The sequence below is a fragment of the Deltaproteobacteria bacterium genome (assembly GCA_016183235.1).
Taxonomy (GTDB): Bacteria; UBA10199; UBA10199; order DSSB01; family JACPFA01; genus JACPFA01.
Map to the genome: position 1 here is coordinate 1 of JACPFA010000034.1, position 18,012 is coordinate 18,012.

Annotated in this window: 9 protein-coding genes; 3 read left to right on the forward strand and 6 right to left on the reverse strand. The window is 43.3% G+C overall.

Annotated features, from left to right (window positions below):
* Positions 1-117: 117 nt before the first annotated feature.
* The 6 genes from HYU97_08640 to HYU97_08665 form a co-directional block, all read right to left on the reverse strand.
* Positions 118-372 carry a hypothetical protein gene (locus HYU97_08640; protein ID MBI2336809.1) on the reverse strand — a complete coding sequence of 85 codons (255 nt, stop codon included), beginning with the start codon at positions 370-372 and terminating at the stop codon, positions 118-120.
* Positions 373-415: 43 nt separating this feature from the next.
* Complete coding sequence (locus HYU97_08645) at positions 416-7,672, reverse strand: FHA domain-containing protein (protein MBI2336810.1); 7,257 nt, start codon at positions 7,670-7,672, stop codon at positions 416-418.
* A 180-nt stretch (positions 7,673-7,852) separates the two neighbouring features.
* Positions 7,853-8,884 carry a putative metal-binding motif-containing protein gene (locus HYU97_08650; protein ID MBI2336811.1) on the reverse strand — a complete coding sequence of 344 codons (1,032 nt, stop codon included), beginning with the start codon at positions 8,882-8,884 and terminating at the stop codon, positions 7,853-7,855.
* Between the two features lie 116 nt (positions 8,885-9,000).
* A complete protein-coding gene (locus HYU97_08655) occupies positions 9,001-9,579 on the reverse strand; it encodes a hypothetical protein (GenBank protein ID MBI2336812.1) in 579 nt (192 codons plus the stop codon).
* Positions 9,580-9,589: 10 nt separating this feature from the next.
* Positions 9,590-10,414: a TIGR02147 family protein gene (locus HYU97_08660; protein MBI2336813.1), complete on the reverse strand. Its 825-nt coding sequence runs from the start codon at positions 10,412-10,414 to the stop codon at positions 9,590-9,592.
* A 46-nt stretch (positions 10,415-10,460) separates the two neighbouring features.
* Entirely contained in the window at positions 10,461-11,447 is a 987-nt protein-coding gene (locus tag HYU97_08665; GenBank protein ID MBI2336814.1) for a hypothetical protein, read from the reverse strand.
* A gap of 66 nt (positions 11,448-11,513) precedes the next feature.
* On the opposite strand from HYU97_08665, the gene HYU97_08670 reads away from it, so the two are divergent.
* Genes HYU97_08670 through HYU97_08680 form a run of 3 tightly spaced genes read left to right on the forward strand, consistent with a single transcriptional unit; the run spans position 11,514 to position 17,963 of the window.
* Positions 11,514-12,359 (forward strand): glycosyltransferase family 2 protein, encoded by an 846-nt coding sequence (locus tag HYU97_08670; protein ID MBI2336815.1) that lies wholly within the window; start codon positions 11,514-11,516, stop codon positions 12,357-12,359.
* 43 nt (positions 12,360-12,402) lie between these two features.
* Positions 12,403-14,994: a PD-(D/E)XK nuclease family protein gene (locus tag HYU97_08675; protein MBI2336816.1), complete on the forward strand. Its 2,592-nt coding sequence runs from the start codon at positions 12,403-12,405 to the stop codon at positions 14,992-14,994.
* Complete coding sequence (locus HYU97_08680) at positions 14,994-17,963, forward strand: UvrD-helicase domain-containing protein (GenBank protein MBI2336817.1); 2,970 nt, start codon at positions 14,994-14,996, stop codon at positions 17,961-17,963. The genes HYU97_08675 and HYU97_08680 overlap by 1 nt, the downstream gene beginning before the upstream one ends.
* Positions 17,964-18,012 lie beyond the last annotated feature (49 nt).

An 18,012-nucleotide genomic window follows, 5' to 3' on the forward strand; every position in this document is an offset into this window, starting at 1 on the left:
ACACAATTCTACAGATTTTAAGTATCAACGTTTTTGAGAAAACCCACATCCTGCAATTGTTTGCGGGCGATGATTACAAATTGTCAGAGAACAATATTTCTAACCAACTGAATTTATTCAGTTAACGTTGGGACAGTAGTGGGTATCAATGGGTCTTGATTGTGAATCTGAATTCACTCTTGGATAATTTCGACTTCTTACAACAGCCCGTACTGCAACAACCACCGCTGTCAGCAAACCCACGCCCACCGCAATCATCACCCCCACAACATCATTTTTATGGTGGCTAATTTCACCGGTTGTTTTTTTGACTTCACCCACAAAGGCTTTAACGCCTGCCTTTAAGCGTTCAAACCCACCCAAGAGGGCCATAAAATCGTTCGTGCCACGAAGGCTACGGTCATCACCTGCCCTATCATCTATAGGGGCCTTTGAAAGTGAGGCCCTGCTTAGCGGCCCTCACAACGGTGTCGGCGGTCTCACGAACTTCACCTGCTAAAACTTTGATCCCTTCTGCCATTGCATCAAAGCCTGCAGCGATGGCCAAGAAGCCATCGGTACCTGCTAAGCCTGCCAAGGCTTGGGGCCTTGAAGTGTCGCCCTCAGTAGGCCCTGCCCAGGTGCGACCTGCTCTGGCATTAGCATCAACAAAATCAAAAAAACCAAACTGATCGGGGTACGCCAATCCTAAATAAGTTCGTTCATAGAATTCCCGCCACACAGCGAAATATTCACTAAAGTTGATGATTCCATAGTCGGCTGTCTTACCCGAGAGATCAGTAATCAGCTCTAATAACTTTCGAATGTAAGGATTGCCACGCTCTCGCCCATGCCCGCTCACCTCATGAATGAGTGTTGATTCAAAAACCTGTGCCAACCAGTCGGCTTGGGTTTCAGCCTTAGCCCCTGAAACCACCATTCTATCGTCGGCATAACAGTAGCTCCCCAATGCCCTTGTCGCTTCACCCATGTGGGCGGGCATCAAAATAATTCTCTTCACAACGGAGACATCATGAGGAGGGACACTTGCGCGTAATTTACGATGAAAGGCTTCAATATCATTGACTGTGGGAATATAATAACCTGCAGCTACTGCGACCTGCACCACCGGGTCATCCGCAGCCGGGACAGCATAAACCCAAGCGATTTTTTTGCCATCGATCTCCTCGGTAACTTTGTATTCCACTATCTTAAGAGGCTTATCTGAAACCAAGTTAGTTCCATTTGCTTTGGCAATAAATAAAGGGCGATGATTGGAAAATACAACAGAGGCTTGGACAAGAGCGACTTCTAAAGGACCTAGCGGGGCCTCTTGTAAACTTGGCAAAGCTGGAGTTGCTACTTTGAGCCTTGCTAATGCATCACGCATCTCTTGGGTCGTTGCTGGGCGCAACCCATCTCCATCTCTTACGAAGGTCATTAAATTTTGCGATTCCATGGTTTGAGGATCGCAACCAATACACCGAGCCATAAACCATTGTTCAACTGAGGCCATTTGTGATTTTATTTGCTCAAAATCCCAAATGCGCCCTTGCTGAACCCAAAGATCCAAATTCATACCCAACTGGCCTTGACCCTGAACATGGCCATTTTGTACGCGCTCGTAAAATCCACTATCATCGTTGTACTTAAATAAGGCGATTTCAGCCAGAGCACCATCGGCGTAAGGGCTTGCCACATTGAATGTCTGACCACCCCATTTTAGTTGCTGATGAACGGCCCATCGTTGCCCTTGATAAATAAAACTAGTACGTGGTTCAATCCCATGCTCCGTAAATACAACCTGATAGCCCATCAGCCGAATATTAGGCACATCTCCGAAAGGAGATTGCAAATAGTCACGCATTACGTAATGTAGATCAAAGGATGAAGCGTGAGCATTGAGATTGACAATTTTTCCCAATCCTTGAGGTGCTAGTTGAGTGGGGGTTAATTTCCATTGTTGGCTGTGGGGACTCAATACCTTTTGAACAAAATAAATTTTGTTCCCTATCAACACATACTTGATGGCTTCTTCGGCCTGGAGAAGTTTTTGTAGATTAACCTCAACAAAAGTCCCATCGGGTAAATGGGCTGCGCGATGATACACCTCGTCTTTTGTATCAATCAAATAGGTTCCCGTAGGATCCGTTAAAAGGGGACTACCCCGATCAATCACAACAGCTTGAGTTTTCACAAGAGGTTGGGGCCCTTCCAAAAGCGATTCTTGGCCTTTATCAAGGTGTCTTGGGTTTTCATAGCTATCCACAAATACGCCTGCCACATCCCCATGTTTCTTTAAAAAATATCCTGATTCGTTACCCAGTTTGGCAGGGCTAATTTCATTGGACGGGCTACTAAAAAATCTCCCCTGAAAGTAAGCATAGATGTCACCTGAAGGCTTTCGAACCAAATGTAAATCTGCTGGTCCACGAAATTCATAAAGTCTTAAACTTGCACCTTCACCTAGCAATTGATACACAGCATTTCGTTCATCAACAGCCAGTTGCATGACACCATGATTACCTAAAGCGTGATAACGCTTACCACCAAAATAGATGTCGATTTCATAATCTCCCATGGGAGGCAATCGATTAAAATCCCCTAAGGTCTTGGCTAAAACAGCCCATTCCCCTGGGCTAGAAGTGCCTTGTGGTTTAAAAATAAAACCACCACCGTCCTGCTCTTCCAACTTCCCTATTTTTCCATCCATCGAAACCGTTCCATCATCGAAGATATAAAAATCATAAATTTCTGAGGCTGCGATAGCATTTGCAAAGTTGGTAACAAGTTCTAAGACTTTACTATATTCATCAACATGTTCTGTTCGAAGTGCTTCATTGCCTTCGAATTCGGCAAAACGATGCAGTACTTTAGGAAAAACTTCTGAAACAATGCGTCCTCTTTGAAAGGCATTATTCTCTGGGCTCTCTAAATTACTCCCTCGGCTGGCCAAAGGCCTAAATTGAGAATCACCTTTTCGCTCAGAGGAGTCTGCACTTTCGGGTGAAGTTTTGATCAACTGTGCTTCGGGGCCTTTTGCCCTAATGCCCCTCACCACTCCCTCGATGGCAAATCGAAATTCCGTTTCACCCAAGGTAATCCTGTCACCATTGCGCAAGACCATCACCTCATCGTTTGCCAGCAACACATCGTTAATCCGTAATGGGGTGTCGGGGTCAACATTTTTAATCACCCATTTTCCATTTACAAAATAAATGTCGGCTTGTATCTCCGGCAGGGAGGGATCGTCTAGTTGAATCTTCGCTTCTAAACGCCGGCCGATTTCATAGGCAGCATATTCCGGATCAAGCCGATAAATCGTTGCGTCGCCTTGCACCTCAGGCACGACCAGACTTGCCTCAGGTTTGTCAAAATCAGGCCCTTCAATAGCGGCATAGGCCATTTTATAACCCACCCATGCTGTAATAATGGAACGCGGGTCGCGCCATCCCGTAAAAGAATCCGCAGACAATGTAACAGGAACAATGCGTCGCTCTCGCAATCGCGCTTCGTAATTTTCAAACTGCCTTCGGATAATACCGCGAACGGCCTGGTTAATCCCCAATTCAGTCAGTTGAGATAAATCATCGATGAAGGCAACAATATCAGATAAATTGCCCACCATGGCGTAGCTTTCTAAATACTCTAAAAAGCGAACCAAATCTTCTTGCCCGTGGGCAGTCAGTACCTTCTCACTCCTTAACCAAACTGGTTGCTGCAATTGCCGACGCAAAATATTGGCCACCTGTTCAAAACTTTCGGCCTTAAGCATGGCCTCACGAACTTCGGCAATATTTCTTTGCGAACGATCAAACTCTAACAATAAATTGGCTCGCTCTTGGAAAGGAAGCACCTTCAACTTACGCACAAACCATTGACAATCGGGCCCTAAACTTCTTTCTAAGGTTTCGATGGCTCTTAAAATATCAGCTGCGTCTGTTAAAGTTCGAGGGGCCTCTCGGCCTAAACTTGGCGCCACTCTACTAGCCTCGGCCATCAGCGCTTGCCCCTCTGCAACTTCTAACTTCGCTGAATTCAGTAATTCATACGGATTAATATCCCGCCATTTTCCGGAAAGGACACTGCCCGCACGAGTCACCATGAGCTTGCCAGCATCGAAAAGTTTACCAAAAATATTACCAAACGGCATGTTGGTTCTGGAACTATCAGCAATTTCATTAGCCCCTTCAGCTAATTTGCGCCCGATATTTTGGAAAAGAAGTTTAACCCCATGAAACAAAATTTGGACTTGCCTGAGTGCTTCTGGCCCTAATTTTTCAGGTTCCGCCTGGGTAACATAGGCCCTTTGCCCATCAATTTTCACCGACCTTAGATTTTTGCCAGCTTCACCCCCTGGCAATTCATGCGCCACCAAGCTCATGGGATCCACCGCAAACCGCAGTTCAGGGCCCACGGGCACCCCATCGGCGCCGGTGCATTGAAAATAGATGATTCCACCCCGTTGTTTGGCAACCCGACCCACCCCTCTCAAATAAGTCATCAAGGCACGGTGATCTTCTTTTTGATAAACTAGGCTTTGGGTCTCGGGATCATAATGAATCCCAAATCCTTTTTGGGCATCAAACAACGTTTCAAAAACTTTTAGCTCTTTGGGTAAATTCGCATAATCTTTTAGGGCTGCATCTAACAATACCGACCTCGCTTGAAGTTCAGAGGACGATAATCCAACGGCTGCTAAATCTCCCAACAAGGTCTTTTCTTCAACGATCAGCCGGGCCAATTCTTGATTTAGATTCTCAAGATCTAATGCCTTGGTAAGCGGTAACGTCTCCCGATCAAGTCGAGAGTTTGCTTCCTCTGCTGTACCTTCATAAAGACCTTTTAATTTATCAACCGCCTCGACTCGCCTGCTATTTAAACTTTGAATCCTCCCTGCAAACTCTCGCTGCACACTCGCAGCCACACCTTTGTAAAGCGGGCTCAATAAGGGCTGGCTGACAATCCCACCTAATTTTAGCCCACACAAAAAGGCCGCGCGGTGAGCCATGGCCTTGGCTGAAAATACCGAGGTTTGTAGATTTTCCCAATCAAGTTGATTTTCTTTAGCCAGTAAATAAACCTGACTTATAAAATCCCAGGCCGTAAACGCCACATATTCTGTCCCCAAACGACCTGCGGTATAAAGGATCTTCCCAAGCAAGGGCAGATTTTTAAGACTCAATCCCGCTTTAAATAAAAGTTTTAATATCACCTGCTCATAAAGAGCCATGGCCTTGTGAATAAAGCCTAAGGTGCCAGCGGTTAGAATCAACTTCTCCCAACCCCAATGCCCAGCAAAATCTTCGTTGCCAGTTGCCTCATGCAGTAGTTCCATCAAAACATATTCACTAGCGGCAAAACTCAACACCTCACTGGTAAACACGGTGCCACGCAATACCTGGCTATTGCCCAAGATTTTAAAAGCAAGCCCGCCAAAATTAACCAACCATCGGGCATTGCGCATCCCACCGATAAATGCCAAGGCTAGCCCCGCTGATCTTGCCCGCAATAACAACAGGCCAACCCCCATCTTTGCCAAATTGGCAATGGCCCCCGCGCCAAGCGTAACGACGGTTATTCCAATTTCATTGCCTAAATTTTTATGCTGCTCCACGTCCCCATGCAAATTCAGGCTTCGTTCCATAAGTGGGCTGGCACTTAAATGCGAAAGCCTTTCTTGCAGTAACCAAAATTTTGCCTTTTGCTCAGCCTCGGGAAGATTTTTAGCGAGCTCAATTTCACGGGCTAATTGACCGTAGCCCTCTAACAAGCGATCAAAGGATGTGGTGGAGACATAATAATCTCCAAAGAAAAGATTGAATTCCCCACTGTGGCCTGCCTTGCCAATATAATCGCGCTTGTTTCTGATGTCGGTTTGATGCTCGGCTACTTGAGTACTTAATCGATCCCAATCCCCTGCTTTTAATTCGAACGATTTTTTTTCTTCTGCCAAAATTTGTTTAAAATCTAAAGCGAGGCTGACAGGATTTCCATCTTCTCCTCGATCGGTCAGCAATTGAAAAACCCTTTGCACTTGCTCAAACCTAGCCTCATCGATCATCCCATCTTTTTTCGCTTGACCTACTTGAATGGCCATCTTGGCGCGAGTAATAAACCCTCCGGCCACTTTGAGATGTGTTAAAGCTTCGGTGAATTTGCCTTCAGCAATAAGTCTTTTTGCTTCTAAAAGTACCCCCGCTTCTTGTCCTGCTGCACGGATGGTTACTTTGCGAGGCATAAAGTCTGCTTCGCTAAGGCTTTCTTCCATCCCATCGCAATCGTCATCCAACCCACCACAATTGGCCGGCAATACCTTTTTAATTGCTAAAATCTCACCCCCATCCAAATATTTCACTCGCAAATTATCTAAACCGGTTACCAAATCGCTGCTATCGGCATGCATCCACGCAAACTGATTCCATTGCCCTTCCAATAATAACCGCGCTACCTTTAAGTCTCTTAATCGCTCATCTCCCCATATCACTTCCATTTCTCCCCGCACGCGGGCTAATTCTTCATTCAATGTTTGGGTTATCTGCGCTTGATCAGCTTGTGGATCCGACAATAATTTTAAAACCTGTTGATACTCTAACTCACGAGCCACAAAATCGGTTAAGGGCCTAGTTTGTGTCTCCATCCAATCAGCCAAAAAACCCTGCAACCACTGTAAACCTAGTTGTGCTGCCTCGAGCTCATTTTTAAATTCGTGGCCAGCCGCCAATAATCTTTGAAAAGATTCTGGATCAAAGGCTCGGTAAAATACCCACTCTTCACGGGTTTGACTCAAACCATCAATCAAACTCCCCAAAACTATCGCCCCCTCAGGGCTTATTTTCTCATAAGCCTCCAGCGCCTTCACCAATATGGCTCCGTTCAGGAGATCTTCATTGATATCATCGCTAAAATAACTCTTTTCCCGGTCGTAATGTGACCGCAGCAACACCCTACCCTCTTGCACCGCGACCGATGACAAACCTAGCATCATCTCTCGCAAATGATTCCGCAAACCCGCCACTTCACAAAATTCCCCCAGCTCTTTTAATCGCTCGGTAAAATATTCAAAATCAACAAAACCATCCTCGCTTAAACTCGCTACTAATTCCTCGTAAAATTGTGTATCTAAGCCCACACTCTCATCGACCCTATGAATATAAATCTCCTGTTTTGTCTTAGGGTCGCGATAGGTATGTAAAAATTCAAAATCTAAATTTGAAAATACAATTAAAAGGCCAACCCCTTCTTGCAATTGCGCATACTCATATTCGAGCCTCGCGATATTAATACTGGGATCCTCTAAGGCCTTAACAAAATTTTTTCCCAACTTTCTAACCCGCTCCCTTAAACCCAACTCATAATCCCCAATCGCATACTGCAAAGGCACTTGCGGTGTGCGCTTGCCTAAGACCGCCTCGAGTTGTCCCAACATTACCGCAGTTTTATCCAAATAATTAAAAATCCGGGCCCCGCGCGGATTCGCAGGCAGGTCATCATTTGTTTCTTTAAAAATGGCTGGGATTTGAAAACTCATCAAACTCCCAAACACATCCGCCACCATCTCATTAAAAGAAAATGCGTCTGGATTTGAAACCAAAGGGTCGGAAATGGTGGGTTTGCCCGGATCATTCACCGGGCCACCCGTCACCAGGGTAGAACCCAGCAACGACATGCCGATATTGGTTGGAAAGATCATCTAACCCCCATAAGGTACACTTGTTCCCTTAAGAAGGGCTTGCACTTACCGTGCCAAACATAACTCTATAACTAATTGATTTCATTTAACTTATTTTTAACAGGGCGGGTAAATTGTTCAAAATTGAGGACAAAATACCCCATTTGGCGAGTCTACACACCGGACAGGTTTAGGTGGGCTTTATTCCGCTAATTCATAAGTAAAGCTCGAAACCGAATACCTTTTACCATCTTGATAAACGGCTAATATACTCACTTGGTCATTACTATTGTAGGTATAGCGTTGTTGTTCGACTTGTGTCGAACCATCTTCCATGATTTTTTTATTGGTCACCATTTGAAGGAGACCCCCAACCCGATATTCGTAGACACTTGTTCCCAACAATGTCCCATCTTCTGAGGTCGCAATTTTCGAATCTAATAAGCCATCTTTGTAGCTATATTGGATAATCCAATCAATCTCACCTGTTAACATGTTGGTTCTGATTTCTCGGCGCAAAGTCCCATCGGGATTATATTGATACTTAATAGTGGTTTCTAGTTTGTTTGTTTCTCCATTCGTGAGACGAGAAACAGTTTTCTTACCTTCGGCATTATTTTCGATTTCTTCCGTTAATATGATCGCCTGTTTATTAAAATAAACCTTTTTGATTAAATAACCTTGGTCGTCATAAAAATATTCGACCGTGTATAAAATTTTGCCCTTATCTTTATAGTATATCTCTTCCCGAATCAAATCCGCCTCTCCATAGACAGTTTCGTGATACAAGGCATCGCCTAAATTTGGGTCTTCCGGAGAAAAGAATTCTCGCCTTTCAGTTACTTTGGCTAAATAATTATCGGCCCCACTGCAATTTTGATCAATCCCATCGCCAGGGATATCCTCAGCCCTAGGATGAATACTTGCATCATTATCATTACAATCTCGGGTCACGTTACTACCATCTTGGTCTGCATCAATTTCGGAAACTTCAGGTGTAGGGGTAGGTGTTGCGATTGTTGGCACCGAGGTTGGGGTTGGAACAACCGTAGCCACCGGCGTAGGTGATGGGCTCGGTGTTACCGTAGAACCAAGATCAACAGGCTCTGTAGGGGTTTTAACAATTGTCTTTCCTGCTGGATCTTCAAATTTAGCATCACTACCACCACAGGCGGTAACGACCATTAAAATTAAGGTTATAATAAAAGACCGAGCTGATTTTTTTGCCAACATGGTTCCCCCCAAAATTGGGTTAAGGTTTGGCGGATCTCCTCGACCATGTTTAGAAAAAGTTACGTAAAAAAATCATTTATTTTTTAGGTGTGTACTATCGCCTGTACAAGAGGCCCTTATTCGATGATTTGACCGGCTTTAAAGAGTATATAACACGCCTCATTCACCTCCCCGGTAATATCACAAGCCATAAAGAGAAACCTCTCCTTTTTTTCATGGGGTAGTTCTAGCTCGATCCTTTGAAATTTACACTCTGCTTGGATGGTTTCAAAACTCTTTTTAAATGGGATGACTTCTTGCCTCAAGTACTCATCTTTCTTATCGTATAAAGAGATCGCCTTAAAATAATTACCGTAATTTAAGAAATTCGACAAAACGAGGTCGTTTTCTTCTTCTCCCCGACGATCGAAATTACCTGCAATGACTTGAGTGGGAATAGAATCATCGTGCGAACACACTTTGCCAAAATAGGGTTCGTATTCCTGAACTAATTCTTTGATGGCAAGCGTCAAAGGGCTAAACTCCAGCTCTTCAATGATCTTGCCCGGTTTAGGTAATTCGGTATTACCGGCAAAGGTGGCCTTGTTGCCCTGAAAATCACTATCGGTAGAGGTTTGGTCGGGAGTCGAACTTAAGCAAGAGGTTAACAAGAAAACTCCAAACAGTAACATCGCCATTTTTTTAAACGTTCGCATACACTTCCCCCTATCTGGTCAACTTAAATTGCTGAAAATTAATCTGACAGATTAACTCGGCAGTACTCTTATTTTCTTCTAAATAATCGTTAATTTGCACAAAAAATTGATTGATCATCTTTTTAACTTCTTCAAATTGCTCCAGGCTAACCGCTGCGGTCATACCTGAAATGTTACGCTCAATATTGGGCTTATACAAGGCTTGATGGGCCCTTACGATCATTTCCCGATGAAAGTTCCATAAAGGAACACTTTGCTCCTCCGTTGAAGTTGCCAAGGTTAACTCTTGTTGTTCAAATTTCCCATGCGCATTTTTAGTCAAAAAACCCAAACTCACCAAGGTGTCCAGAGCCGTTTCGGCTTCTTTAGGGCTGATGGGTGGGTCTAAATGCTTGGCAATCCATTGGGCGTCGGGCTTAAACCCCTTTAACAAAACCATTTCGCGAATTACGGGAATATACCATTTTGAAAAGTAACCATGTTGTTCGAGGGTAATATTTTGCGCCAACTTAAATTTTTTGAAGCGTTTTAATTTATTATAATAAAATTCCTTTTCTGACTCATTGTGGCTTTTGCAAAAAAACACCAGGGCTTCAAAAAAACTCAGCTCATTTTTGTTAAGGCTAAGCGCCCGCCCAAATTTCTGAATGGTTTTGGCAGAAAGCTCCCGCTCACCATCCATGACTAATTTCAAATAATTAGGAGATCCCATTTGGGCCTTTTTGGCAAAGGCCCGAAACGAAAATGTTCCCTTTGAACTGATTTTCAAATACTGATAAATATCCCTTAAATAATCACGATAATCAGCATATTCAAATAAATCAGGCTTCTCCATATTTTGATTATCGTATAAAAGGGTTGAGAAGTATACTAGCTGTATACTATTTTAGATCTTCTTGGGTTTCGGGCTCTAAACCATGGGTATATTTATATTTTTTAACATACCGCGCCAAATAACGAGCCTTTTGGGGAATTAGCTCCCCTCCCTTAGTATATTGAATTTTAGCCAGCGGCGGTTTATCAAAGCCGGCCAGATATTCTGAAATGTCGATGTTATAAATGTTACCCCCGCGGTCTTCCACCACAAGCGATGCCAGCTCCACCACCATATCTTGGTTATACCAATCTTCTAACAAATTTCTTAATGCCCGCTTACAAACAAATCTGCCTTGAGTTGCATAGCGCCGACATGGCACCTCAATTAAATCAACGACCTGCCCCTTGAGCTTAATCTGAAAAAAGGCGCGCAGACTGCCTTTAAACAACCCACTCACTTGATCTTCTAATTGCACATAAAATCGAGGTTTTAACACAATCGTTTCACGAGTGGCTTTTTTGTAAAATTGAGTGGGGGGGCCAAAGATCCCTAAGCCCATGAGTTTAGGCGGATCGGCATCTGGGCTTGACGATTCAATGTTTAATTCATCAACCTGTTTTAAAGAAAAAAGATATTCGCGCAGGGAATAAAAAGAATTATCATCGAGCACGGCATAGAAATCAGCCACTTGATAAAGACCTGGCACCTGATGACTGGGCACGAAAAATTCGCCTCTAAAACAGCCTCGTGTATCGGGCTTCATTTTGGCATGGCGGTGGCCGGTTACTAAAGCCAATCGCCGCGGCGGGTCTTGTTGATCTTCCATAACAACCTTAAAACCAACAATTCTATCTCTGATTTTTACGAGAAAGGGGTGCTCGGCATCTGAAAAACTAACACAAAATGGAATACGATCCTCAGCCTTAACTGAAAAAGATTCGTTACTGGGCCGGCTTTCGGTGTCGGGGAAAAAGACAATCCCGCTATAGGCCTTTGCTTGAACAGTTACGAATAAAAATAATGTAATGAAACAGTATTTTAATAAAAACATCGCTTGATATTATGATTAAAAGATCGCTTGTGGTTAGTCAATGATACATTTATCATATGATTTCTTATGACCCGCTGTACCATTATCATTCCCGCTTACAACGAAGCCTCCGTTATTGAAGCGGTGGTTAACAAACTCCGCGCTGCCCGTCCCCACGATGAAATTTTAGTAATCGACGACGGCTCAAGCGATGCAACGGCTCCCCTTGCACAAAAAGCGGGGGCTAGGGTTATTCACCATAAATATAATATGGGTTATGGAGCATCACTTAAAACGGGGATGCGTCATGCCGCTTCTGACACCTTAGTTTTTTTTGATGGCGATGGCCAACACAACCCACAAGACATTCAAAAACTTATTGATCAACTCGAATCCAACGACATGGTCGTAGGGGCTAGGCCAAAGGGTTCTGGTGCCATTAGTCGTCGTTCGGGGAAGTGGTTTTTATACCGCATCGCAGAATATCTGGTGGGAAGAAGGATTCCCGATTTAAACTCAGGGCTAAGAACCTTACGTCGCAATCTCGCCTTAGAATTGATTCACCTATTACCGAACGGCTTTTCTCTCACCACCACCATCACACTCGCTATGATGAGCTTGGGCTACCAAGTGGAATATGTCCCCATTCAAATTCAAGAACGCTCAGGCAAAAGCACCGTTTCAATAAGAGATTTTTTTCGTACCATTATGCTCATTATGCGAATGATCACGCTCTTTGCACCTCTCAAAATTTTTATCCCCACGGCTATTACCTTAGCTTTGATCGCCATCCCCTCCCTTACCTATGACTTACTCCACACCAATATCTCCGATACCACAGTGGTGTTGTGGCTCTTTTGCCTCATTATCTTCCTTTTTGGCCTACTAGCCGATTCCATTTCGGTAGCCAACCGCAAAGGCACAAAGCAATAATTTATACTTGTCATTCTGACACTCTCTACCATACCTTACAGCCATGAGCTTACGGTTAATCTTTGCTCCATCCCCCAACTCTTACTTAGAAGATATCTTAAATGAGATAATCGACCAACACATTGGCCACCACCTCACCGACGATTTTAAGATTATTGTTCCCGATTCAGCTTCGCTCGAAGACCTAGAGCATCTATTGATTCGCAAATCTAAACTAGAAGGGGTGCTCATTGGGAAAAGCATTTTAACTCAAACTCAATTTTTATCGACTTTACTGGCTGAACGAAACACTCCTTTATTACCCAGCAACCCCTACTTCGAAAGAAGAATTCTCAAAGACTTTTACCAAAGCTCGCCTAATTCTTTTATGGGTGTGTTGAAGAATGTCATTCCCGCGAAGCATGCCCTCGACCCCGATCGGGGGGTGGGAATCCAGAACCGCCCAAAATCACTGGATCCCTGCCTCCGCAGGGATGACAAAAGTGCGTTTTTCGACAACCCCCTTATTGAAACCCTTGGCTTAGAAAAATTCCGTTGTGATTTAAATCGCTTTCGTAAAATTGCGAGCCTTTATCGGCTGCCCCCCTCCCATGAGATATTATGCATTAATACTTATTTTGAAAAATCTCTTTTAGAGTTTGGCTATTACGACTCAAAACTTGCCATCGACCTTTTAAAACAAAACCCCCAGCTGGGTTCGCATTATTTAAAACCCGTTCAACACCTCTATTGGTTAGGTTATTATGATTTAACCGTTGAATTAACTGAAATGATCCAATGGGTGCAAAATCATTTTCCACATATTCAAATGACTTTAACCTTGCCTCCCCTTGAACGCTTGATGGACCCAGAAGAGATCCGTGCTCAACTCTTGGCCAAATTGACCCATCACCCTCAAATTATATCCGAATGTCGTGAATCGCTGCTATCATCCCAAGTTATTTTATCTCAAAGCTCGGTTCATGCCGTGAGTTTGCTGCTACGCAGGATTTATCAAGATTTACAACAATCCAAGGAAGTCTTTTGCCTCTTCCCTGCTGCCTTTGATGGAAAAACCCTTTTAACTAAAAAATTAAATGAATCAGGCTGGATCACTCACCCCCCTTTTGAATTTTCCCTTCATCAAACGCCATTTTGGGGAAAAATCCAACCCTTGGAACTCACAAATTTTAAGCCCCAAGATTCGATGGAAGCCATCCATTACCAAGCTTTCATCAAATTTCTTCATGACCTTGAAAACTCCGGCGCAAAACTCTCAGAAGATCTTTTGCAAGAAGAAATTCAATACCACCACCATGCCCCCCAGTTATATTGCGCCTATCCTTTATTTTTGCGTGACTTTAACGAACCTGGCTTGCGCCCCCGCGAATCGGCGTTCATGATTGGTTTAAGCCATTTGACCCCTCGCAAAACTTATCTTTTCAATTTAGAAGAATTACCCGATGGTTTTCACTTGCATCAACAAAAACTTTTATTTCAACATGCCTTAAGCCTAGCTAAGACCGAAACGATTCTTTTTGAGAGCGAATTAGATATTCAAGGTAGAGCCCTCCGGGGCATTTCCCCCTATTTTTTAACGGAGTCTTCGATTCAAACCCCAAGCGATGAGCCGCTTTTACCCTTGGCCAAATTTTCTCCCTTCTTCAATGAACAGCTCACCACTGCTACCGTTGCAGGCGACATGGTCGCGCCCTTTCTCAAAGAAAAGATTAAGCAAGAACTTATGTCGCGCCCTTTAACCCCCACCAAGTTAGATTATTATTCTGAATGCCATTGGAAATTTTTTGCAGCTCACCTCTTAGGGCTCAAGCGCTTAAGAACCGACGATCTAGAGGCTGATCCCCTGACAATTGGAAATTACACTCATCAATTTTTAGAATTTATTTTTAAGAAAATTAAAAACAAAAAGTTTTTTAAAAAAGATTGGGAAAGTTTGGCAACTTGGCTAGAATCTCAATTTAGTGATTTTGTCGCACAAAACCCCCTTACCCAAACCCCATTAAAAGAATCGGCTAAACCATTTTTTCTCAAACGTTGTTTAACCTTGGCCAGGGGTTTTTTGCTCGGCGAATGGCAATATCAAAACACGATTGAGGCAAAATATTTCCCCCACCTTTTGGAGTTGCAATTTGGGTACAAAGGGCAACCGGCCGTAACCCTTGAATCAAAAAACGGCAAAAGGTTTTCTTTTCGTGGGCGCATCGATCGGATTGACGTTGATGAAACAACAAAATCTTATCTTATTCTCGACTATAAAACGGGTGATGTTCAAGCCACCATGGAGCTGTTGCGAGATAACCGATCGTTCCAATTGTTTTTATATCTTCAAGCAGCAAAGCAATCTTTAGAAAACTGGGCCCCGGCAGGCGCTCTCTATTTTGAAGGTAAACAATTTACCCGCAAACAAGGTTTGTTTCGAGCAAGCTTCAAAGCACCATTGGGCTTGCCCCAGAGCCGGAGTGGTTTAAATGATGCGGATTGGGAAAATCGTTTAAAGCAACTGACGAATTCTGCTCAAAGCTTACTAGAAGAATTGTCGCTTAGCGAATTTCAGCTAGAGCCTTATCGCTGCAAGGCATCTTGTGATTTTTGGGAAATCTGTCGTTATGAAAACAGAGAAAAAAGGATAAGATAGTGGCACTCACTCAACATACCCTCGTGGCTGCTTCAGCCGGCACTGGCAAAACCACTCTCATGGTGCAAACTTTTTTAGAATTATTAGACGATGGCGTTTCACCGCAAGAAATTTTAACCCTCACGTTTACCGAAAAAGCCGCTGCCGAATTACAAGAACGTATTTTAAAAAAATTAATTGACCCCAGCTTTGCTGAAAAATTCAGCCCCGAATATCAACAATTGATCTTAACCCAAATACAAGAAGCCTATTTGGGGACCTTTCATCAATTTTGTTTTCGCATGATCAAACACCATCAACTTTTAGCCCGTTCTGATGAATTATGGATCTTGTCCGATTTAGCCTTGGCTCATTTAAGGCAAACCAGTATTCGCAAGATTTTAAACCAACATTTAGAAACCCAAAACCCTGCCACGACTTTACTCGTTGATACCCTGGGTTTTTCTAGCCTTCTCAATGCTTTAGCAGAAGGATTAGAACAAAGCCGAAGCTTGCTCACTGCCTCACCTGATTCCGAACTAGAAGTGGCGTTTCATCAATTAGTTCAAAGCATCGCTCAAGATTATAAAATGCTGTGTCGAGAACTCCAGGCTATCGATTTTAACCAAATGGAAGAACAGGTATTAGCCTTTTTAGAAAATAATCCCAAAGCGGCTGAGCATTTTTGCAAACGGTTTCGTTATATTTTGGTGGATGAATTCCAAGACACCAGCCCCACGCAACTCAAAATGCTAGAAATGATTCAAGACTACAGCCAACAAGCCAAGGGGCATTGTTGGTTTTTTGTGGTGGGTGATGCCAAACAATCGATTTACGCCTTTCGCCAAGTTGAACAAAGCTTGATTGCGACGTTTAATCAGAAATTATTAGCCAAAGGTGGCACGACTCAAAATCTAACCACCAACTATCGTTCTCGCCCCGAATTGGTCGAAATCGCAAATCTCTATTGCCAAACTTATTTTTCCGATACACCTCCCATTCATACTCCACTTGAACCTGAACTTGGTTTCAAACCTCTCAACCTAATCCAAATACCCACTGAAAAAACAAATCTGAAGGCTAAAGACCGGCGCTACCTTGAGGCCACGATTCTCGCTGAAAAGATCCTGCATTACCGCCAATTGAATGAACGGCCAGAAGACATGGCCATCCTCTATCGCGCGAATACCGGGTCAGAAATACTCATGGAGGTTTTACAAAATTATCAGATTTCTTTTCATATCAAAGGCGGCCAAAACTTATTGGCTCAACAAATTTTTCTTGATCTAAAACATCTCTTCGAGTGGACGGCTAACCCTCAAGATAGTCTTGCCTTAGCGGGAGTGTTGCGTTCCCCGCTCTTTGCCCTCAGCGATGCCATCCTTTATATTTTAGCTGAAAAAAAGGGGCTTGCGCGAGATAGCTTGGTTAATCTTAATATTGACCTTTTCAAAAAATCAGATCTTTTGAGAGAAATCCCTAAAATTAATCGGGCTCATAAAATTTTAAGCACCCTACTTGAAATTAAATCGACCCACACCTTGTCGGCTTACCTTGACCGCATGGAAGAGCTTGTCGAACTCGACGCACTGTTAAGCATGCTAGGCACGTCACATGGCATGGCGCTCAATTATCAGCAATTTCGAGAATTATTATTGGCGTTGGCTAAAACTTTAAAAACTTATACCTTTGAACAATGGGCTCACCATTTAAACCGCTTATGGGACAAAATCAAAGGCCTTACTCCGGTGAGTGATCTCATCAATCCCAAAAATTCTGTCACCCTCCTCACCATCCACGCTGCAAAAGGTTTAGAATTTAAACATCTCTTGCTTTATGATCTCAACAAATCCCCCACTAAAAAATATCCCGCTATTCTCATGGCTAACGGGAAAATCGCTGCCAAAATAAAAAATGCCCAAGGTAAACTCGAAGCGCCGGAGCGTTATCAATCGATCCTTGAAACCCTCCAAGCCGAAAATGCCCATGAAGAACGCCGTATCTTTTACGTGGCCCTTACCCGAGCAAAACAATCGATTACTTTGGTTACTTTTCAAGGAGAAGAACCCAAAAAGGGATCTCTGTTAGGAATTTTAGGCAATGTTATTTCTCTTGAAGATCCTCAACATACCGAAACTTGGAATATCAATCTTGTTATAGAAAAAAAATCTGCTCAGAAAAAGCTCCCCGAACTTTTTCCCATCCCACCTGCCCGACCCTTTACCGAAAAAAGTGTTTCTGAGTTAGAAACTCATTCCCAATGCCCACAATTGCACTATTATCAATATATCTTAAAATTAAGCACCGATTTAAAATTATCGCAGTCACAAAAGATTAGCCAGCCGCAAGCAGGCACACTATTACACCAGGCTTTAAGCCAAATCACTAAACTCAACCGCGAAGCCCCTCTAGAACTTTTAAAAAAAGCCTCTATTTTGCAACAACTCCCCTTAGATGCTCCAACTCTCTATCAATTAAATTTGGTGCTCACAAATTATATCAAAAGTGAAGCCTATCAAAAGATTTTGACTGCCCAAGAGGATTTTTGCGAAATCCCCTTTGCCCTATTGATTAACGATTTTTTTGTTCGCGGGCAAATGGACCGATTAATTAAACGAGATCATCAATATATCGTGATTGATTTTAAATATACAGAAGGCGCTGACGAGGCCATGCAATCTTACCTCTTTCAGCTTAAAACCTACGCGCTGGCTGCAAGCAAAATGACCAACCAATTTGTTGGCCAAACCGAAATTCATTTATTAAAAACCCGGGGAATTATCCCTATTACCTTTAGCCAAGACGATTTATTAAACCACGAAAAAACTTTAAGCAAAATTTTAAGCGACATGCACCAGACTGACCTCAGCCAAGTAGAGAAAAAAGATTTTTGTTTCCAATGCCCCTTTCATACGCAGTTAAAGTTGTGCCCCATTCCAACCAAAGGTCCTGCCTGCGATGGACAAATATCATTGAACATGTCATCCTGAACTAGTGCCAGCCAGAGGCTGGTCCGCCTCCGGCGGAATGGATGCCGGA